Source organism: Streptomyces catenulae (genome assembly GCF_000718015.1).
Classification (GTDB): Bacteria; Actinomycetota; Actinomycetes; order Streptomycetales; family Streptomycetaceae; genus Streptomyces; species Streptomyces catenulae.
This window is the reverse complement of the sequence record NZ_JODY01000001.1, coordinates 204,051-223,360: the sequence shown is the minus strand read 5'-3', so window position 1 is coordinate 223,360 and position 19,310 is coordinate 204,051. Positions and strand designations below refer to the sequence as shown.

The window sequence follows — 19,310 nt, the reverse complement described above, 5'->3', positions numbered from 1 at the left end:
CAGCTCAGGCCGCATCAGCCGGTCAGGTCACGTCCGCCGGTCAGGCCGCTTCAGCCGGTCAGGCCGCTTCGCCCTCCGGTGTCTCGTCCGCCGTGGGGCGGAGGAGTTCCGCGGCGAGGGTGCGGGCGTGGTCCGACCACGGGGTGGGGCGGAGGGCCTGCGGGTCGACGCGGACGATCACACGGTGACCGTGGGCGTAGGTCTCGGTGCCGTCGGCGGCGCAGATCCGGAAGCCGTAGGTCATTCCGGTCCGGCCGAGGCGTTCGATCCAGAGATGGGCGGCGTAGCGACCGGGGCGGGTGATCGGGCGCTCGTAGGAGACCTTCATCTCCTTGATCACGTTGCACATGTCGCTGGCGGCGGCCCAGTCGCCCTCGAAGGTGAAGCCGTGGCGGTGCCAGTGGTCGGCCCAGGCGCGTTCGGCCAGCACCGGGTAGCGCGAGTTGTGCAGCATCCCCAGGGCGTCGAGGTCGTCGAAGTGGACGATGACGGGGACCAGTTGCCCGAACGGGACGGGGCGGGCGGACTGGAGGGGTTCGACGCTCACGGGTGATGCTCCTGGGTGGTGCTGTGCAAAATGGCAGGAAACCATCGTAAGCGGCTGCTTACGGTGCCCGGTCCGGCGGGCACCTCGACGCCTCCGGGGCGGCTGTCTCGCCCGCCGTGACGCCCGGGAACACCGGGCCGGAGCGCCCTGCCGGTCCGCTGCGCCGAGGCACGGCACCGGTCCGCGGCGGCGTTCCCGTACGGATCCGCCGCCCGGAGGCGGTGGCGAGATCCCGACTCTCCCGGTGCGCCGCCCGCCGCGGAGGCGCACCGGGTGCCGTCCGGCGGATCAGTCCGCGCGGCCGGTCGCCGCCACCGTGACGCCCAGGCCGATCATCGCCAGGCCGCCCGCGCCGCCGACCAGCGACAGGCGGCGCTCCGAGCGGGTGAACCAGGTGCGGGCAGCGGAGGCGCCCAGGCCCCACAGGGTGTCCGTGACCAGGGCGATGGTCACCGGGACCAGCCCCAGCACCATCATCTGTACGGGGATGTGCGCCGCCGCGTGGTTGACGAACTGCGGGAGGACGGCGGCGAAGAAGACGAGACCCTTCGGGTTGGTGACGCCGACGAGCGCGCCGTCCAGGACCGTGCGCAGCGGGCCGCGCCGGGCACCGGCCGGGGCGTCGATGTCCGCCGCGTGCATCTCCTTGCGGTGCCGGAACGCCTGGATGCCCAGGTGGACGAGGTACACCGCGCCCGCCAGCTTCACGACGGTGAACACCACCGCGGACCGCTCCACCACCGCGCCCAGCCCCCAGGCCACGGCGACGATCAGCGCGTACGAGCCGAGGATGTTGCCGAGGGCGGTCTCCAGCGCCGCGCGGCGGCCGTGGGCGAGGGCTCTGCCGACGACGAACAGCACGCTCGGGCCGGGGATCACGATCACCACCAGCGACATCACCGCGAACGCCAGCAAACTCTCCGTGGACACCATCTGTCGGCCACCTCCTGGTCCGTCGGGCCGCACCGTCCGGTCTCTGGCCCCCGCCGACCCTCGGGCCATCCTCACGTATGCGCGCACGGGGCGCGGACGGACACGGCGACCCCGGGGAGAACCGGCCACAGGGGGAACGCGCCCCTCCGCGTACGGCCCCTCCGACGCCGGGCCACCGACCGGCCGCCGACCGGGAGCCGACCGGGATCTGTGCGCCGCCGACCGCCCTCCCGGCCGGTCCGGAGCGCGGTTTCCTCGGCGGCGGCGAGGAGTGCGGCGAGGGTGCGGCGCGGGGACCGTGGCCCGTCCGGAGCCGGAGGCGTTCCGCGTCGGGACGACCGGCCCGTCCGGGGCGCCCCGGGGCCGGTCACTAGGGTGGCCCCATGCCCCTCGTCGAGATCACCTACGCGCCCGAGGTCGCCGAGGCGACGCTCCGTCACCTCGGTTCGGTCCTGCCCCACTTGGTGTCGGAGGCGGTGGAGTGCCCCGAGGAGCCCTACGACGGGGACCTGCAGCCCGGCGACATCGAACTGCGCTTCCGGCCGCTCGGTCCGTACGACCGCAGCGGGCTGGACGTCGTCATCGAGGTGCGATCGAAGTGGTTCGAGAGCCGGGCCGCCGACCGGCAGGAGCGGGTGGACCGGCTGTACGAGGGCGTCGCCGCCACGACGGGGCTGGAGGACGTCGGCATCTATCTGTCGCTGCCGGTCGCGGCGTGGTCCCAGGGGGACTGAACGGCGGACGGGCCCGGTCCGGGGAGGCCGCGGGATCAGGAAGCCTTCCTGAAGGAAACCGTCCCGCCGGGCCACCCCACCGGCCCGCCCCTCCCCCGCCCGCGGATGCGGCCCCAAGGCGCGTACGTACCATGAATCTGTGGCACGCATCGTGCTTGTGGAGGACGACGAGACCATCGGTGACCGCCTCGCCGGGACGCTGCGCGGGCTGGGACACGAGAGCACCTGGTGTCCCGACGCGGCCTCGGCGCGGGCCCGGGCGGCGCGCGGCCCGGCCGATCTGGTGCTGCTGGACCTGGGGCTGCCGGACGCCGACGGCTTCGAACTCTGCCGGGAGCTGCGCGAGCGGCTGCCGGGCGCGGTCCTGGTGGTGCTGAGCGCCCGTACCGGCGAGATGGATGTCATCCAGGCGCTGGAGTCGGGCGCGGACGACTACCTCACCAAACCGTTCCGCCTCGCCGAGTTGCAGGCCCGGCTCGCCGCGCATCTACGGCGCGCCGCACCGGACGGTCCGGTCGGGGCGGCCCGGCCGCTGCGCCACGGGAAGCTGGAGATCGACCGGGCGGCCCGGCGGTGTCTGACCCCGGAGGGCGAGACGGAGCTGCGGCCCAAGGAGTTCGATCTGCTGGTCCGCCTCGTCACCTCCAGCGGGCGGGCGGTGAGCCGGGAGGAGCTGATGAGCGACGTGTGGGACGAGAACTGGTTCGGCCCCACCAAGACGCTCGACGTCCATGTCGCCGCGCTCCGCCGCAAGCTCGGCGGGATGATCCGGATCACCACCCTGCGCCACTACGGCTACCGCCTCGAACCGCCGACGGGCTGACCGTGCGCCGCCGCATCCTCCAGGCGAGCGTCATCGCGGTGGTCTGCGCGATCCTGCTGTTCTCGGTGCCCCTGGGGGTGGCGATCCTGCGGCTGTACCAACAGGACGAGGTGCAGCACCTCCAGCAGGTGGCCGCCCGGGTGGCGATCAACGTACCGGCCGATGTGCGGGGCCGCTGGGACCCGCTGGAGCTGCCGCCGCTGCGGCCCGGTACCCATGTCGGGGTCTACGACTCCGACGCCCGTCTCGTGCGGGCGTCCGGTCCGTTGCGCGCCGCCGGTCCGCCCGCCGGCGATCTGCCGGTACAGGAGGCCCTGGAGGGCTCGGTCTCCTCGCACCGGGTCGGGAGCAGGCTGGTCGCCGCCGTCCCGGTGGGCACCTCGGAGCAGGTCCGGGCCGTGGTGCGGGTCAGTTCCCCGGCCGACGGGCCGCTGCGCCGGGCGGCCGTGACCTGGGCCGGGATGCTGGCGCTCGCGGCGGTGGCGGTCGGCGTCGCGGTCGCGCTGTCGTTCCGCTCCAGCCGGAGCCTGGCCCGGCCGCTGGAGGAGCTGGCGACGACGGCGGCGCGGCTGGAGGAGGGCGATCTGACCGCGCGGGCCACCGTGACCGGGCTGCCCGAGGCGGACGAGGTGGCCCGGGCGCTCAACCGGGCCGCGCAGCGGGTGGCGGAGCTGCTGCGCCGGGAGCGGTCGTTCAGCGCCGACGCCTCGCACCAGCTGCGGACCGCGCTGACCCGGGTGCGGCTGGAGCTGGAGTCCGTACCGGCCGAGGCGCCGCGGGAGGTCGCGCGGGCGGCGACGGACGCCGCGCTGGCCGCGCTGAGCGACATGGAGGCGACCCTCGGCGCGCTGCTCGACCTGGCGCGGGACGTGCCCGAGCGGGCGCCGCTGGACGTGGGCGCGCTGCTGGCCGAGGCGGAGCGGCGGTGGCGGGGTGAGCTGCGGGCCGCGGACCGTCCGCTGCGGGTGACGGCGGAGGAGGAGTTGCCCGAGGCGGTCGGTTCGGCGCGCGCCGGGCGGCAGGTGCTCGATGTGCTGCTGGCCAACGCGGTGGCGCACGGCACCGGCGCGGTGACGGTCGTGGCGCGCGACGCCTCCGGGGTCGTGGCGGTGGATGTGGCGGACGAGGGCCCGGGGCTGCCCGAGGGGCTGGACGTGTTCGCCCGGCGCCGGGAGAACGACTCGGCCACCGGCCACGGCATCGGGCTCACCCTCGCCCGCTCCCTGGTGGAGGCCGAGGGCGGCCGTCTGATGGTCACCCGGCGGACCCCGTACGCCCGCTTCACCTGGCTGATCGCCCGCGGGGGCACGGACCCGGCGGAGTGAGGGGGGCGGCGCCCCGGGGCGCCGTCGCCCGGCGCCCTCCTTGACGCACCTCACACCCCTCGCACCGGGCAGGTGGCGCACCTCACCCCGCCGAGCTGCACCGATCGCCCCGTTTGCCCCTTATCGTCGGCCGTGACCGGTCGTGGATGTGCACCGCTCCGTCTCCGTGTACATCGCGCCGTACGGCCTCCGTGCGGACCGCCGGTGTCCGTCGTCTCCCGGTGTGGCCGGGCAGGCGTCTGTTCCGGGCGGCCCCGTCCGCCGGTCCGATCCGGCCGGTGCGGCGCCGGTTCCTGGCTCCCGCACGGTGCGTGGGTGTGCCCGGCCCTCAGCGAACAGGACTTCTCCATGCCCCGCTCCCGTCCCTCCCGTCGCGCCCGGGCCGTCGCCGTGACGGCCGGCGTACTGCTCACCGCGCTCGGCGCCGCCGCCCCCGCCCTCGCCGTCACCGGGGTCTACCCGTCCGGCGGCGGACGGCACGGCTCGACCGCCGTGGGCGGTGAGCGGGTCGTGTGCACCTCCGGGACGCCCGGCCTCGCGCCGACGCTCTCCCGGGACATCGCGGACGCGTTCCGCGGGCGCGCGGACACCCAGGCGCTGGCCCTCTACGACGCGTCCACGCGGACCAGCTGCCGCTTCCGGGCCGATGACGCCTTCGACTCGGCGAGCGTGGTGAAGGTGACCGTGCTGGGGGCGCTGCTGCGGCAGGCCCAGGAGGCGCACCGGCCGCTCACCGCGGAGGAGGGACGGCTGGCCACCGCGATGATCACCAAGTCGGACAACGCCGCGACCAACGCACTGTGGCGGCAGGTCGGACCCGACGGCATCCGGCACTTCCTCACCCTCGCCAAGATGGCGCACACCGAACCGGGCGACGGTCCGGCCTGGGGGCTGACCCAGATCACCGCCGACGACCAGCTCACCCTGATGCGGCTGCTGACGCACGACAACGACGTCCTCGGGCCGGGCGCCCGCGCGTACGCGCTCGGGCTGATGCGGCACGTCGCCCCCGACCAGCGGTGGGGCGCCCCCGCCGGGCATCCCGCCGACGCCACCTCCCAGGTCAAGAACGGCTGGCTGCCGCGGACCACCGACGGGTGGCGGGTGCACAGCGTCGCCGCGTTCACCGGCGGCGGCCACGACTACGGTCTCGCCGTCCTCTCCCGCGCCAACCGGACCATGGACTACGGCGTCGCCACCATCGAGGCGGCGTCCCGCGTCATCCACCGCGACCTGGACGCCGCCAGCGGCTGACCGCCCGCTCCCGGTACGCGCAGGCGGCGACGGCCGCCGGTGCGCCGCCGGGCGCCGCGAGCGGCAGATCCACCACCCGCCACGGGCCGCTCCGTACCGGCCGCGGGCCCGCGCCCACGCGCACCTCGGCGGGCCCGGAGACGAAGCCGGTACCGACGCCCTTGAGGTACGCCTCCTTACGGGTCCAGCAGCGGGCGCACGCCGTGGGGCGCTCCGCGGCGGGCAGGGCGGCCAGTTCCGCGCGCTCGCCCGGGTGCAGCAGCCGGGCGACCTCCTCGGCGCCGGACGCGGACGGCACCGCCTCCGCGTCGACGCCCACCGGCGCGTCCCCGAAGGCGAGCAGGACGGGCCCGCCGCCGCGGGAGAGCGAGAAGTGCAGCGGGGCGTCGGCCACCAGCGGTCTGCCGTGCGGGGCGCCGCAGCGCGGACACCGCTCCCGTACGAAGGTCACCGCGGCCGGATCGCGGCCCAGGTAGGCGCCGAGGAGTTCGCGCAGGAGCAGATGGGCGGCGGTGTAGCGGGTGCGGGCCGGGGCCGGGCGGAGGGCGGCGGCGCGGCGGCGTTCGTCGGCGGCGAGGACCGCGGCGGCCACGTCCGGGCCGCGGGCGCGCAGATACCCGGCGGCGTCCGGCAGCAGCCACACCTCGGGGGCGCCCGGGGGCGGTGCGCCGCCGGGGAGCGGGTCGCGGCCGACGGTGCGGACCGCCGGGGTCCGGCTCATCCGGCCGCCTTCCGGTCGCCGGTGTGTGCGGGGGCCAGCGGTCGGGGCGCCGGGGCCGGGCGGCCGGGGCCCGCCGGGACGCCCGGCAGCGGCTCGGCGCCGCCCCCGGCCGGACCGGCGTACGCCCGGCCGACCACGGTCCGCGGCACCTTCCGGCCGGACGGCGCCGTCGCGGCGGGGACCGGCGAGGCGGACATCACCGTGCCGGGCCGGTCGTGGAAGGACGATCGGACGTGCACGGTCACCCCGTACCGGGCCGCGTACTCCACGCTGCGCAGCGCCAGCACCTCGGCGCCGTCGGCGGCCAGCCGCCGCATCGCCTCGTAGGTGACATGGCGCAGCAGCCGGGCCGACGGGTCGGTGCGGGGGTCGGCGGTGCAGACGCCGTCGACGTCGGTGCAGATCTCGCAGACGTCGGCCTTCAGCGCCGCGGCGAGGGCGATGGCCGTGGTGTCGGAGCCGCCCCGGCCCAACGTGGTGACCTCGCCGGTCTCCCGGCAGCGGCCCTGGAACCCGGCGACGAACGGGATCTCCCCGCGGTCGAGCGCCAGCCGGATCCGGCGGGGTTCGACCGCGACGATCCGGGCGTCGCCGTGGACGGTGGTCGTCAGGACACCGGCCTGCGGTCCGGTGAACGAGCGGGCCGGGACGCCGAGCGCGGTGACGGCCATCGCGGTCAGCGCGTTGGCGATCTGTTCGCCCGCCGTCAGGACGAGGTCGAGTTCGCGGGGGACGGGGTCGGGGCTGACCTCGCCCGCCAGGTGGAGCAGTTCCTCGGTGGTGGCGCCCATCGCGGAGACCACCACGACGACGTCGTTGCCCGCGCGGTGCGCCGCGACGACACGGGCGGCGACCCGGCGGATCCGTTCCGGACTCCCCACCGAGGTCCCGCCGTACTTCTGGACGATGAGCGCCATGGTGGCTCCTTCCGGGGCGGTTCAGAACGCCGCGCCCGGGCGGGGGCGGCAGGCGACGGTGACGGCGTCGCGGAGGATCGCACAGGCCGTGTCCACGACCTCCGCGGTGACGTTGAGCGGCGGCAGCAGCCGGACGACGGCGTCGTCACGGCCGCCGAGTTCGACGATCAGACCGTGCCGCAGCGCGAGGGACTGGACGGCGGCCGCGGCTTCCGTCGCGGGGCGGCCGTCGGCCGGGTCGGCGAGTTCGACGCCGCGGATCAGGCCACTGCCGCGGACGTCGCGGACCCAGGGGTGGTCGGCGAGCGGCGCCAGCAGCTCCGCGCACTGCCGCCCGCGCGCCCGGACGTTGCCGAGGACGTCGTCGCGGCGCATGATCCGGACCGTCTCCACGCCCGCGGCGAACGCCGGCTGGTCGCCGCGGAAGGTGCCGATGTGCGCGCCCGGCTCCCAGACGTCCAGCGCCGCGTCGTAGAGGATCAGGGCGACCGGCAGGCCGACGCCGCTGAGCGCCTTGGACGCCACGATCACGTCGGGTTCGATGCCGTACTGCTCGAACGCGAACCAGGTGCCGGTACGGCCGCAGCCGGTCTGCACCTCGTCGGCGATGAGCGGGATGCCCAGGGCGCGGGTCAGCTCCCGCACCCGGCGGACGAACGCGGGCCGCGCCGGGACGCTGCCGCCCTCGCCCTGGACCAGCTCGATCAGGACGGCGGCGGGCAGCGGGACGCCGCTGGTCCGGTCGGTCAGGGCCCGCTCCAACTGGTCGGCGCAGCGCCGGGAGCAGCCGTCGGGGCCGGGCCCCTCGGGGCAGCGGCCGGGTCCGCAGTACGGGAAGAAGTGGACACCGGGCATGCCGCCCTGGACGGCTTCCTTCCGGCCGACCGGGCCGCTGAGCGCCGTCGTGGCGTAGGTGGTGCCGTGGAAGGCGCCCTGGAAGGCGACGACGTCGGAGCGGCCGGTGGCGATCTTGCAGAGCTTGACGGCCGCCTCGACCGCGTTGGCGCCGGTCGGCCCGCAGAAGTGGAGCTTCGTACGGTGGCGCATCCCGGGCGCCAGCATGGACAGCTGGGCCTGGGTGAAGGCGTCCTTGACCGGGGTGGGGAAGTCCAGGCCGTGGGTGAGGACGCCGAGTTGGCGGGCGGCGGCGTGCAGGAGTTCGGGGTGGTTGTGGCCGAGCGGGAGCACCCCGGCGCCGTCGAGGAAGTCGATGAAGACGTTGCCGTCGACGTCGCGGACGTAGGGGCCGTCGCCGTCGGCGAGGGCGATCGGCAGATGGCGCGGGTAGACGCGGGCCGCGGACTCCCGGCGTTCCTGGCGGGCGAGGAGTTCGGCGGAGCGCGGGCCGGGCAGGTCCCCGGCGACGTGCGGGCCGGTCACCGCGCCGGACGGCGAGAAGGTGATCAGCGGGGGTGTGGTGAGCGTGGTCATGGACGTGCTCCACGGGGGTTGCGGGGCGGATCGGCGGGCCGGGCGGCGGGGCGGAGGGTGGCCGGGATGCCCCGCCACCGGGTCGCCCCGGGCAGCTCCTCGCCCTTCATCACCAGGGACAGAGCGTCCAGGGACGCGCCTTCGGCGACCCGGGAGTCGTAGAGGACGACGGAGCGGATGCCCACGGAAGCGCCGCGTTCGACGGTGACGTGCGACATCTTCATCACCCGGTCCTCGAAGAGGTGGGTCTGCAGAGAGGTGAACTGGCCGACGGCGGCGTCGTCCGCCACGCCCACCAGGTCGAACTCGGTGAGGAAGGTGGTGGACAGCCACACCCGGCGGCCCATCCGGGCGCCGAAGAGGCGCAGCAGCAGCGGCGCCCAGGGGGTGCCGAGCAGGAAGTTCATGACGGTCGGCACCACGAGGTTCTCGTAGAGACCGGTGACGAGTTCGGTGCGGCGCACCCACATGCTCCACAGCGGTTCGACGCGGGGCCGGTAGCCGCCGACGACCAGCCACTTCACGGCGACCGCGGCGAGCGCACCGGCCAGCCCGGTGGCCATCAGCACCAGCGGTACGACGAGGAAGAGCGCCACCGGCGGGAGGGCCGCGGCGAGGGCGAGGGAGACGTAGTAGGCGCCGAGGAGGGAGAGCAGGCCGAGGGTGGGCGGCAGCGTTACCCGGACGTACTCGACGGCGAGGCGGGCGAGCACCCGGCCCCGGCTCGGGGCGTAGGTCAGCCGCTCGGGGAAGCCGGGGCTGGCCTCGCGGTGCGGCAGGAAGATGGCGGGCGAGCCGAGCCAGGTCGTCTCGGGGGCGATCGGTTCGGCGGGGGCGACGGAGTGGACGCCGAGGAGGCTGTTGTCGCCCATCCGGCCGGAGCCGGGCAGCAGGGCGCCGTTGCCGACGAAGCTGCGGCGGCCGACGCGGGCGGGCGCCAGCGCGAGGTGCCCGTGGTGGAAGACGGCCGGGCCCACCACGCTGACGTCGGCGAGGAAGCTCTCCGGGCCGACGCGGAGCATGTCGGGGTCGACGAAGGTGACGGTGGCGACCTCCGCCCGGTGCCCGGTGCGGGCCCCGAGTCCGCGCAGGAACGGGATCACGTAGAGGGTGGAGTAGAGCGCCTGGGTGAAGGTCAGGCTCATCGTCATCATGCCGTCGCCCAGCCATTTGCGGAGCCCGAAGGCGCTGCGCTCGGGGTGGATGCCGGGGCGGGCGACGGGCATCACGGCGCGTTTGACGGCGAGGACGGCGGCGCAGCTGGTGAGGACCATCAGCGGGGCGGCGCCGACGGCGGCGAGGCAGCCCCAGACGACGCCGTCGCTGTGGGCGGTGGCGATGGCGAGCCAGGCCCCGCACTCGATGATCAGCAGCGGCAGGAGCAGCAGGAACACCGCGCCGAGCGCGAACCCGGCCACCACCGGGAGCGGCCAGCGGCGGTCGTCCGGGCGGGCGCCGAGGTCCGCGACGAGGGGCGGCGGTGCGGCCTGCCGGGTGGCCGGGGAGCCCGCCCAGTGCTCCCCCGCCGGGATCTCGGTGTCCTCGGGGACGAGGGACTGCTCCCCCACCGTGGCGCCGTCGCCGAGGACCGCGCCGGGCAGCACCACACTGTTGGTGCCGACGCCGCAGCCCGCGCCGATCCGGACGGGGGCGAGCCGCAGCCAGCCGCCCTCGACGGTGTGCACCTCGACGCGGGTGCCGTAGCCGAGGGTGGTGCCCGCGCCGATCGTCACCAGGGACGGCGGGGCGACGACCGTCGTCAGATGGCAGTGGCGGCCGATGCGCGCGCCGAGCAGCCGCAGCAGCGGCGGCAGCAGCGGCGAGCCGGACAGCAGGACCAGCGGCGAGACCACGAGCAGCTTGTGGGCCAGCCAGAACCGCAGGTAGACCACGCCCCACAGCGGATAACGGCCCGGCCGGACGCCTGCCGTCAGCACTCTGCTGAGGACCATCGGCACCACCAGCAGGCTCAGGACCAGCCACCCCGCCTCCATCGGGATCAGCGCGGCCAGCGGCAGCCCGGCGACGGTGGCCAGCGCGCTGCCCGCCGGCGGCGCGTGGACCGGCAGGTGCCAGATCTCGCCGAGCCGGTACAGCGCGACGAGCGCGGCGAGCGCGGGCAGCAGCAGCCAGAGGTAGAGCCCGGCCACCTGGGCGACGCCGCAGGCCAGCACCCGGAGGGTGGAGTGGCGCAGCGGGGCGGGCGGCGGGGCGCCGGTCGCCGCGGGCTCCTCCTCGGGCGCGGTGGCCGTCGCGGTGGCGTACGCGGCGAGGTCTTGGACGGTGGGGTGGGCGTAGAGGTCGCCCATGGCGAGGTGGCGCAGGTCCGTGTCGCACCGCAGCCGGGAGATCAGCCGGGCGGCGGTCATGGAGTGGCCGCCCAGGTCGGTGAAGAAGTCGTCGTCGGTGGAGACCGGGCCGCCGCCCAGGACGTCCTGCCACAGTGCGGCCATCCGGCGCTCCAGCGGGGTGCGGGGCGCGGTGGGCGGCCGGGCGCGGCGGCCCAGCGGCGGGGAGGTCGGCGGCGGGAGGGCGGCGCGGTCCACCTTGTCGGCGGTGAGCAGCGGGAACGCGGCCAGCACCTCGACGAAGGTCGGGATCATGTAGCCGGGCAGCTTGCGGCGGAGCGCCGTGTGCAGCCGCTCGCGCAGGGTGTCGTCGTCCTCGGCGGCCACCGGCGGCCTGCGGGTGACGTAGCCGGTCAGGTCCTGGGCGGTGCCGTCGCGGGCGCGCGGGACGACGACGGCGTTCTCGACGGCGGCGTCCTCCCGCAGCACCTCCTCGATCTCGCCGAGTTCGATGCGGTAGCCGCGGATCTTGACCTGGTTGTCGATCCGGCCGAGGTACTCGATCTCCCCGGAGGGGGCGTAGCGGCCACGGTCGCCGGTGCGGTAGATGCGGGGCGCCGTGGTGCGGTCGCGGGTCACCGGGTTGGGGCGGAAGCGGTCCTCGGTGAGGTCGGCGCGGCGGACGTAGCCGAGGGCGACGCCCGGCCCGCCGATGCAGATCTCGCCGCTCTCACCGCGGGCGACGGGCCGCAGCTCCTCGTCGAGGAGGTAGACGAGGTAGCCGGGCAGCGGGGTGCCGATGGTGACCGGCCGGTCCGGGGTGAGTTCGGCGCAGGTGGCGGTCACCGTCGTCTCGGTGGGGCCGTACGCGTTGAGGATCCGGCGGCCGGGCCGTGACCAGCTGCGGACGAGTCCGGGCGGACACGCCTCCCCGCTGACGAGGAGGGTGCGCAGCGCCGGGAGGTCCGGGTCGAGGGTGGTGAGCAGCGTGGGGACGCAGCAGAGCACGGTGATGGCGCGTTCGGTGAGGAAGGCGGTGAGTTCCGGTCCGGCGCGGCGGGCCTCGTCCGGCCCGGCGACCAGGGTGGCGCCCGCCATCCAGGCGGGCCAGATCTCCTCCAGCGCGAAGTCGAAGGCGAGGGAGAGTCCCTGGTGGACGCGGTCGTGGTCGGTGACGCCGTAGAGCGGGGCGGCGGCGCGCAGGAAGGCGACGATGTTCGCCCGGGAGACGGCGACGCCCTTGGGGCGGCCGGTGGTGCCGGAGGTGTAGATGACGTAGCACTCGCCGGAGGGGTCCCCGGTGTCCTCGGGGCGGGTCTCCGGGGCGCGGGCGAGGGCGTCGGTGGCACGGTCCAGTGCCAGCACCCGGCAGGGCAGCTCGCGGGTGCGGTCGTCGAGCGAGGCGGTGGTGACCAGGTCGTGCAGTCCGCAGTCGGCGGCGATGAAGGCGAGCCGGTCGGCGGGGAACGACACGTCGAGCGGGACGTAGGAGGCGCCGCTCTTGAGGACGGCGAGCAGGGTGACGTAGGTGTCCGGGGAGCGCTCCAGCAGGATGCCGACGCGGCGACCGGGTCCGGCGCCGCGGCTGCGCAGCAGGTGGGCGAGGCGGTTGGCGCGCCGGTCCAGCTCCGCGTAGGTGAGGGTCTCGGCGCCGCACTCGACGGCGGGGTGGGAGGGGTTGCGGTCGCAGGAGCGGGTGAAGAAGCCGTCCGGTCCGCCGCCGCCGGGGTAGGGCGGTGTGGGTCCCTCGGTGCCGTGCGGGGTGCCCGTCGCGGTGGTGGTGGGGTGCGCGGTGGACACCGACATGGGTTCCCTCTTCTGCGCGGCGGCTGCGGATGCCGGACCGCCGCCCGTCGGCCCGCCGACCGGGCCCGGGCACCGGATCCGGTCCGGAATCCCTTGACGCTGCCCAGGCTACGGAGGGGCAGGCCAGGGGCTGGTGCGGCGCCGGTTAGGGCGGCGTAAACGTCCGGACGGGCGGGCGGCGGGACGCGGCGCGGGCGGGCGGCCGTGGGCCCGGAAAAGGGCGGGAAAAGGAGAGGGCGGGGCGGGCGCCGGGCAGCACGCCCGGGCCCGCCCCGCCCTTCCCGTCGGGGTCGGCGCCGTCAGTCGTCCTTGCCCGTGGTCCCGTCGTCGTACCCCGTGGTCCCCGCGTCGAGGAGCGGCGCACCGCGCTGACCGGCGGCGCGGGAGAGCCAGCGCAGGCTGTGGTAGCCGGTGAGGACGATGAGCGTGCCCAAGGCGATGCCGCCCAGCTCGAAGTTGTCGCTGATCTTCAGGGAGACGCCGCCGATGGCGATGACGATGCCCGCCGCCGCCGGGATGAGGTTCAGCGGGACGGTGAAGTCCACCTTGTTACGGATCCAGATCTGCGCGCCGAGCAGGCCGATCATGCCGTAGAGGATGACGGTGATACCGCCGAGGACGCCGCCGGGGATCGCGGCGACCACCGCGCCGAACTTCGGGCAGAGGCCGAAGAGCAGGGCGAAGACCGCGGCAGCCGTGTACGCGGCGGTGGAGTAGACGCGGGTCGCGGCCATCACGCCGATGTTCTCCGCGTAGGTGGTGGTGGCCGGGCCGCCGACCGCGGTGGACAGGACGGTGGCGGTGCCGTCGGCGACGATCGCCATGCCCATCTTGTCGTCCAGCGGGTCGCCGGTCATCTCCCCGACCGCCTTGACGTGCCCGGCGTTCTCGGCGACCAGCGCCACCAGGACGGGGAGCGCGACGAGGATCGCGGAGGCGGAGAAGTTCGGGCCGTGGAAGGTGGGCAGGCCGATCCAGTCGGCGTGGGCGACGCCGGAGAAGTCGATCCGGAAGTGGTCGGTGACCTTGCCGGAGCCGTCGGCGGAGTGGATCTGTCCGGCGGTGCGGTCCAGGACCCAGGAGAGGACATAGCCGAAGAGCAGCCCGAGGAAGATCGCGATCCGCGACCAGAACCCGCGGAGCGCCACCAGCGCGAGACCGGTGAAGAGCATCGTGGCGAGCGCCGTCCACTGGTCCTGCGGCCAGTACGTCTGCGCGGTGACGGGCGCGAGGTTGAAGCCGATGAGCATGACGACCGCGCCGGTCACCGGCGGCGGCAGCACCGCGTGGATCACACGGGCGCCGAGGATGTGGATGGCGATACCGCACCCGGCCAGGCAGGCGCCGACCACCAGCATCGCGCCGGTGAGGGTGCCCGCGTCACCGCCCTGACCCGCGATGACCGCGGAGACGCCGACGAAGGAGAGGGAGGAGCCGAGGTAGCTGGGGATCCGGCCGCGGGTCATGAGCATGAAGAGCATGGTGGCGACGCCGGACGCCATCAGCGCGAGCCCCGGATCCAGGCCCATCAGCACCGGCGCGACGAAGCACGCCCCGATCATCGACACCACATGCTGGGCGCCGAGCCCGATCGTCCGCCCCCAGGTGAGGCGTTCCCCGGGTTTGACCACCTCCCCCGGCTCCAGGTGACGCCCGTCTCCGTGCAGCTTCCACCCGAAACCAGCCATGATCACTCTCCACTCTGCGACGCCCTGCACGTCACAGAGCCGAGGTGATTCATAGTCGAACGATCGCTTCTGGACAAACTGAACGCGGAATGTGTCCGGACGCCCACCGGGTGGTACCGCGCACGGCGGGCGGCCCGGGCGCTCCCGGACCGCCCGTGGCGGATCAGTGCCCGAACCGCTTCACGGCCTCGTAGTACGTCCACGCCAGCGCGTCGCAGGACTTCTTCTTGGTGCCCCGGTAGCGCGTGCAGGCGCGGCGGAGGTCGGCGTGGAACATCGAGTCGAGCCGGGGCTTGTTCGCGGCGAAGGTGCCGGCCGCCTTGTAGTTGCGGTAGCCGAAGTCGTGGTGGGCGCAGGACATCCGGAAGGGGAAGCCGAAGGGGTTGTCGGGCGAGTGCGAGCAGTAGTCGGTGGACCAGTCGAAGCCGTACGCGGACCACTTCGCCCGGTGCGCGCGGGCGTCGGCCCACTGGGTGTAGCTCGCCGGGGCGGTCTGCGTCCAGCGCGTGAGGATCTGCGGTTTGTCGGCCGGTACGGCCTGTGCGGGGGCCGCCGCGACCAGCGTCGCGGCCAGGGCCAGAAGCGGGGCGGTCAGGGCGGCGGTGCGCCGTCGGAACATGCCAACCTCCGGGGTCCGGCGCCGCGTTGACCCGCGGTGCGGTCGCGGGCGCCGGAAGTATGCGGTTCTCAAGGGCCGTTGCCCTCCCCGCCACGGTGGCCGCGGTCACAAGAGGGCGCGCCGGTAATTACCCCGTTCCGGTCAAAGCCACACAGCATCGCGCATAGTTCCCCCGGACGGTGCCACGCTGAGCCGATGACGACCACTCAGCACCGCACCGCGGCCCTCCCGTCCGCGCGGACGCCCCGCGGTCCGGCGACCGTCCGGGCGCGGCTGCGGGCGTCGGTACGGGCGCTGCCGGACGGCGACGGCGTGGCCGTCTTCACCCGCGCCTGCCTGACGGCGGCGCGGCGGACGGACGGGGCGGACGGCGCGGACGGCGGGCTCTTCCCGGGGGCGGCGGGCGCGGGCGAGCTGGAGCTGCGGCTGGCCCGGCGGCTGGCGGCGGCGGTGGAGGCGGCGGACGCCGGGCTGCCGGTCCCGGCCTGCTGGCGGCCGCTCTTCCAGCTGCGCCACCACCCGGGCATCCGTCCGCTGCAGTTCGCGCTGGCCGGGCTGAACGCGCAGGTCGGGCACGATCTCGTGCTGGCGGTGGTGGACGCCTGCCGGGCGCTGGGCTGTGAACCGGCCCGGCTGGAGGGCGACTTCGACCGGCTGGGCGCGGGGCTCGCCGGGCTGGAGGAGCAGTTCCGCGAAAGCCTCGCGCCCGGCCCCGACACGCTGGACGTCACCGATCCGCTGGCGCATCTGGCCGGGGCGTGGAGTCTGGAGCGGGCCCGGGAGGGCGCCTGGGCCGCGGCGCGGCTGCTGTGGGGTGCGCGGCGGGCGCCGGAGCTGGCGCGGGAGTGCGCCGAGCGGCTGGACGCGGGCACCGGGCTGGTGGGCCGCTGTCTGCTGACGCCGCTGGGCTGACACACCACCGCCCGGACCGCTGGGCAGACGGTCCGGGCGGGGCGGATCGGGGGTCACCGGGAATCGTTCAGGACGGGTTCCTGACAGTTTCCCGGCGGCACCGGTGGCGGGCGGGGGGTCAGTCCTCCGGGAGTTCCACCGGCGCGATCGTGTCGTAGAGGTCGCCGGGACCGGGGTTGGTGGCGTCGGTGGCGCCGCCGAAGTGGTGCATGACGCCCCACACCGCGTTCAGCGCGGTCTGGACGGCGCCCTCGGCCCAGCCCGCCGTCCAGGAGATGTCGTCCCCGGCGAGGAAGAGCCCGCGCTTGTCCTCGGGCAGGCGGTCCTGCATGAAGTGGGTGAACAGGCGTCGCTGGTAGCGGTAGTGGCCGGGCAGGTTGGCCTTGAACGCGCCCATGAAGTAGGGCTCGTTCTCCCAGGAGACGGTGACCGGGTTGCCGATGATGTGCTTGCGGATGTCGACCTTCGGATAGATCTCGGCCAGCGACTTCAGCATGACCTCCATCCGCTCGTTGGCATCGAGCGGCAGCCACTTCAGGCTGTCGTCGCACCAGGTGTACGAGAGGCAGATGACGGCGGGCGCGTCCGGACCGTTGTCGAGGAGGTAGGTGCCGCGGGTCATCCGGTCGGTGAGCGTCATCGACATGACGTCCCGGCCCGTCTCCTCGTCCGTGTCCAGCCAGAACGGCCGGTCCACCGGGACGAAGAGCTTGGACGACTCCATGTAGTGGGTGCGCTCCACCGCCGTCCAGTGGTCGATGGGGAGCAGCGCGTCATCGCAGTCGATCTTCGACAGCAGCATCCAGGACTGCGCGGTGAAGACCGCCGCCTCGTAGGTGCGGATGTCGCCGGTGGCGTCGGTGACGGTGATGCGGTTCCCGGCGGTGCGGTGCAGCCGGGTCACGGCCGGGCGGGGCGCGCCGCCGTGCAGCGAGGCGAGCGAGGTGCCCGGTGCCCAGTGGAGGATCTTGCCGGGCTCGCGCTCCCACAGCCGCAGCGGGAGTTGCTGGCTGCCGCCGACGATGCCGCGGTGGTGGTCGTCCGCCTCGGTGTAGACGACGCGGAGGATCTCCAGGATGGAGTTGGGGAAGTCGGTGTCCCAGCCGCCGGTGCCGAAGCCGACCTGGCCGAAGATCTCCCGGTGGCGGAAGGACCGGAACGCCGCGGAGTCGCAGAGGTAGCCGTAGAAGGTCTGGTTGTCGAGCTTCTCGACGAGGCGGGACCAGATCTCCCGGATGCGGGGCACGTCCCGCTCCCGGATGGCGCGGTTCATGTCGGAGAAGTCCGCGCCCTCCTCCAGGCAGGCGTTCCAGGCGTCCATGACCTGGTGGTAGACCTCGGGCAGCTCCTCGACGGTGCGCGCGTAGTGCGACTCGCCCTTGAGGTCGACGACGGTGGAGGGGGTGTCCGGCGCCAGCGGGTTGGGGAACGGCCGGGTGGTCAGGCCCACCAGGTCGATGTAGTGCTGGAGCGCGGTGGACGACGGCGGGAACCGCATCGCGCCCATCTCGGCGGTCAGCGAGGGGTCGCAGCCCTCGAAGCCGACGGTCCGCAGCCGCCCGCCGATCTCGTCCGCCTCGTAGACGACGGGCCTCAGGCCCATCTTCATCAGCTCGTAGGCGGTGACGATGCCGGAGAGACCGCCGCCGATGACCGCGACCTCCTTGCCGTGCTCGGTCGCCGGGACCTGGCCGAGACCCGCCGGATGCGCGAGGAAGTCGTCGTACGCGTACGGGAAGTCCGGGCCGAACATGGTGATCGGCGGCTGGGCGTCCGCGTGGTGGGCGGCGGTGGGCACCGTGGACGTCATCGGGTACGGCTCCTTGCAAGGGGGGAATACGGGTGGTGCGGGGGGGGCGGGCGCGGGCGTCAGCCGAGGGCGCCGTAGAGCCCCGGGCGCCGGTCGGCGAGGTAGGGGTTGGCCTCCCGCGACGCCCGCAGGAAGGCGGCGTCCACCTCGGCGGTGACCAGCTGTTCACCGCGTCCGGCGCGGGTGCGGACGATGCCGTCGGGCCCGGCCAGACAGCTCAGCCCGACGAACTCGAACGCGCCCTCGGGGCCGGTGCGGTTGACGTACGCGACGTAGAGCTGACTCTCGAAGGCGCGCACCGGGACGACCGATTCGGCGACGAACTGGAAGGGGTGCATCTGGGCGGTGGGCACCAGCAGCAGATCGGTACCGGCCAGCGCATGGGCCCGGACGTTCTCCGGGAACTCCACGTCGTAGCAGATCAGCAGGCCGATCCGGAGACCGTCCAGCTCCGCCTGGACAACCGGTTCGGCGCCCGGCGTGAAGTGCGCGTGCTCGAAGTCGCCGAAGAGGTGGGTCTTGCGGTACGTGGCGAGCCGGGCGCCGTCGGGGCCGGTGAGCTGCACGGAGTTGTACACCTCGGGGCCCTCGGGGGCGCGCTCCGGGTAGCCGTGGGCGATCGCGATGCGGTGTTCCGCGGCGATCTCGGAGACCCGGCGGGCGGCGGGCCCGTGGGCGGTCTCGGCGAGGCGGTGGAGGTCGTCGCCGATGGCGTAGCCGGTGAGGAACAGCTCGGAGGTGACCAGCAGTCCGGCACCGGCGGCGGCCGCTTCACCGGCCGCCGACGCCAGGAGCGCCAGGTTGTGCGCCGGGTCGCCGGGCCTGCCCGAACTCTGGAACAGGGCGGTGCGCAGCGACGACATGGGACCCCTCGGCGGACGGTTCGCGGTGGACGCAATGACCGTACGGTCCGGCGCTGACCTGCGACAAGGCGCCTCCGTTGCGTCCCGATGAGCGATTTGTTGCGCGTATCGGGGACGGTGCGGCGATTCGTTGCGGGGGCGGTTTCCGGGGCGCGGGCCGCCGCCCGGCCCGTCCGTCCTCAGCCCGGCGAGCCGGAGCTGAAGCGGCGCAGCAGCGGGGAGAGGACCAGGACGGACTTGGTGCGCTCCACGAACGGTTCGCCCGCGATACGTTCCAGGACCCGTTCGAAGTGGCGCATGTCGGCGGCGAAGACCTGGACGAGGGCGTCCGCCTCACCGGTGACGGTGGAGGCGGACGCCACTTCCGGGTAGCGCGACAGACCGCGGTGGATCGCCTCGGGCGAGGTGTTGCGGCTGCAGTACAGCTCGATGTAGCCCTCGGTCTCCCAGCCCAGCGCCGCCGGGTCGACCCGCACCGTGAAGCCGGTGATGGCCCCCTCGGCGCGCAGCCGGTCCACCCGGCGTTTGACGGCCGGGGCGGAGAGCCCGACCTCCTGGCCGATGTCGGCGTAGCTGCGCCGGGCGTCCTCGGCGAGGGCGTGGACGATGCGTTCGTCGAGGTCGTTCAGTCGCACTGCG

16 protein-coding genes are annotated in these 19,310 nt (G+C 74.5%); 5 read left to right on the top strand and 11 right to left on the bottom strand.

All coding sequences use genetic code 11. The features are described 5' to 3' along the window. Positions 1-58 precede the first annotated feature (58 nt). Both IF23_RS0100975 and IF23_RS0100970 read right to left on the bottom strand, forming a co-directional pair. Positions 59-547 (bottom strand): acyl-CoA thioesterase, encoded by a 489-nt coding sequence (locus IF23_RS0100975; protein WP_030278662.1) that lies wholly within the window; start codon positions 545-547, stop codon positions 59-61. A 288-nt stretch (positions 548-835) separates the two neighbouring features. Further along, positions 836-1,480: a LysE family translocator gene (locus IF23_RS0100970; RefSeq protein ID WP_030278659.1), complete on the bottom strand. Its 645-nt coding sequence runs from the start codon at positions 1,478-1,480 to the stop codon at positions 836-838. A 383-nt stretch (positions 1,481-1,863) separates the two neighbouring features. On the opposite strand from IF23_RS0100970, the gene IF23_RS0100965 reads away from it, so the two are divergent. From IF23_RS0100965 to IF23_RS0100950, 4 genes are all read left to right on the top strand, one after another. Further along, entirely contained in the window at positions 1,864-2,214 is a 351-nt protein-coding gene (locus tag IF23_RS0100965; protein ID WP_030278658.1) for a hypothetical protein, read from the top strand. 139 nt (positions 2,215-2,353) lie between these two features. After that, positions 2,354-3,037, top strand: coding sequence for a response regulator transcription factor (locus tag IF23_RS0100960; RefSeq protein WP_030278656.1), 684 nt, complete (start codon positions 2,354-2,356; stop codon positions 3,035-3,037). A gap of 2 nt (positions 3,038-3,039) precedes the next feature. Next, positions 3,040-4,362, top strand: a complete 1,323-nt coding sequence (locus tag IF23_RS0100955; RefSeq protein WP_030278654.1) for a sensor histidine kinase — start codon at positions 3,040-3,042, stop codon at positions 4,360-4,362. A gap of 348 nt (positions 4,363-4,710) precedes the next feature. Continuing rightward, positions 4,711-5,616 (top strand): serine hydrolase, encoded by a 906-nt coding sequence (locus IF23_RS0100950; RefSeq protein ID WP_037677028.1) that lies wholly within the window; start codon positions 4,711-4,713, stop codon positions 5,614-5,616. Here the strand turns inward: IF23_RS0100950 and IF23_RS30810 are convergent. The 6 genes from IF23_RS30810 to IF23_RS0100920 all read right to left on the bottom strand — a co-directional run bounded on the left by IF23_RS30810 (position 5,582) and on the right by IF23_RS0100920 (position 15,086). Then, positions 5,582-6,337, bottom strand: a complete 756-nt coding sequence (locus tag IF23_RS30810) for a 4'-phosphopantetheinyl transferase family protein (RefSeq protein WP_051739062.1) — start codon at positions 6,335-6,337, stop codon at positions 5,582-5,584. The genes IF23_RS0100950 and IF23_RS30810 overlap by 35 nt on opposite strands. Then, positions 6,334-7,254 carry an aspartate kinase gene (locus IF23_RS0100940; RefSeq protein ID WP_051739059.1) on the bottom strand — a complete coding sequence of 307 codons (921 nt, stop codon included), beginning with the start codon at positions 7,252-7,254 and terminating at the stop codon, positions 6,334-6,336. Before IF23_RS0100940 ends, IF23_RS30810 begins: the two co-directional genes overlap by 4 nt. A gap of 21 nt (positions 7,255-7,275) precedes the next feature. After that, positions 7,276-8,685 (bottom strand): aspartate aminotransferase family protein, encoded by a 1,410-nt coding sequence (locus tag IF23_RS0100935; protein ID WP_051739057.1) that lies wholly within the window; start codon positions 8,683-8,685, stop codon positions 7,276-7,278. Then, on the bottom strand, positions 8,682-12,779 hold the full coding sequence (locus tag IF23_RS0100930) for a Pls/PosA family non-ribosomal peptide synthetase (RefSeq protein ID WP_078653706.1): 4,098 nt from the start codon (positions 12,777-12,779) through the stop codon (positions 8,682-8,684). Before IF23_RS0100930 ends, IF23_RS0100935 begins: the two co-directional genes overlap by 4 nt. A gap of 299 nt (positions 12,780-13,078) precedes the next feature. Next, positions 13,079-14,467, bottom strand: coding sequence for a uracil-xanthine permease family protein (locus IF23_RS0100925; RefSeq protein ID WP_030278643.1), 1,389 nt, complete (start codon positions 14,465-14,467; stop codon positions 13,079-13,081). Positions 14,468-14,630: 163 nt separating this feature from the next. Beyond that, on the bottom strand, positions 14,631-15,086 hold the full coding sequence (locus IF23_RS0100920) for a phospholipase (RefSeq protein WP_030278642.1): 456 nt from the start codon (positions 15,084-15,086) through the stop codon (positions 14,631-14,633). 195 nt (positions 15,087-15,281) lie between these two features. Between IF23_RS0100920 and IF23_RS0100915 the strand changes: the two genes are divergently transcribed. Next, positions 15,282-15,998: a DUF5995 family protein gene (locus IF23_RS0100915; protein ID WP_051739055.1), complete on the top strand. Its 717-nt coding sequence runs from the start codon at positions 15,282-15,284 to the stop codon at positions 15,996-15,998. A gap of 118 nt (positions 15,999-16,116) precedes the next feature. Here IF23_RS0100915 and IF23_RS0100910 read toward each other — a convergent pair whose 3' ends face one another. From IF23_RS0100910 to IF23_RS0100900, 3 genes are all read right to left on the bottom strand, one after another. Continuing rightward, a complete protein-coding gene (locus tag IF23_RS0100910) occupies positions 16,117-17,808 on the bottom strand; it encodes a flavin monoamine oxidase family protein (RefSeq protein WP_030278638.1) in 1,692 nt (563 codons plus the stop codon). Positions 17,809-17,867: 59 nt separating this feature from the next. After that, entirely contained in the window at positions 17,868-18,671 is an 804-nt protein-coding gene (locus tag IF23_RS0100905; protein ID WP_030278636.1) for a carbon-nitrogen hydrolase family protein, read from the bottom strand. 179 nt (positions 18,672-18,850) lie between these two features. Next, positions 18,851-19,306 carry an Lrp/AsnC family transcriptional regulator gene (locus IF23_RS0100900; protein ID WP_030278633.1) on the bottom strand — a complete coding sequence of 152 codons (456 nt, stop codon included), beginning with the start codon at positions 19,304-19,306 and terminating at the stop codon, positions 18,851-18,853. Positions 19,307-19,310 lie beyond the last annotated feature (4 nt).

Coding starts and splice junctions, on each gene's coding strand:
- IF23_RS0100970 (WP_030278659.1), bottom strand. CDS start 1,480: ATGGTGTCCACGGAGAGTTTGCTGGCGTTCGCGGTGATGTCGCTGGTG.
- IF23_RS0100965 (WP_030278658.1), top strand. CDS start 1,864: ATGCCCCTCGTCGAGATCACCTACGCGCCCGAGGTCGCCGAGGCGACG.
- IF23_RS0100950 (WP_037677028.1), top strand. CDS start 4,711: ATGCCCCGCTCCCGTCCCTCCCGTCGCGCCCGGGCCGTCGCCGTGACG.
- IF23_RS30810 (WP_051739062.1), bottom strand. CDS start 6,337: ATGAGCCGGACCCCGGCGGTCCGCACCGTCGGCCGCGACCCGCTCCCC.
- IF23_RS0100940 (WP_051739059.1), bottom strand. CDS start 7,254: ATGGCGCTCATCGTCCAGAAGTACGGCGGGACCTCGGTGGGGAGTCCG.
- IF23_RS0100935 (WP_051739057.1), bottom strand. CDS start 8,685: ATGACCACGCTCACCACACCCCCGCTGATCACCTTCTCGCCGTCCGGC.
- IF23_RS0100930 (WP_078653706.1), bottom strand. CDS start 12,779: ATGTCGGTGTCCACCGCGCACCCCACCACCACCGCGACGGGCACCCCG.
- IF23_RS0100925 (WP_030278643.1), bottom strand. CDS start 14,467: ATGGCTGGTTTCGGGTGGAAGCTGCACGGAGACGGGCGTCACCTGGAG.
- IF23_RS0100920 (WP_030278642.1), bottom strand. CDS start 15,086: ATGTTCCGACGGCGCACCGCCGCCCTGACCGCCCCGCTTCTGGCCCTG.
- IF23_RS0100915 (WP_051739055.1), top strand. CDS start 15,282: ATGACGACCACTCAGCACCGCACCGCGGCCCTCCCGTCCGCGCGGACG.
- IF23_RS0100910 (WP_030278638.1), bottom strand. CDS start 17,808: ATGACGTCCACGGTGCCCACCGCCGCCCACCACGCGGACGCCCAGCCG.
- IF23_RS0100905 (WP_030278636.1), bottom strand. CDS start 18,671: ATGTCGTCGCTGCGCACCGCCCTGTTCCAGAGTTCGGGCAGGCCCGGC.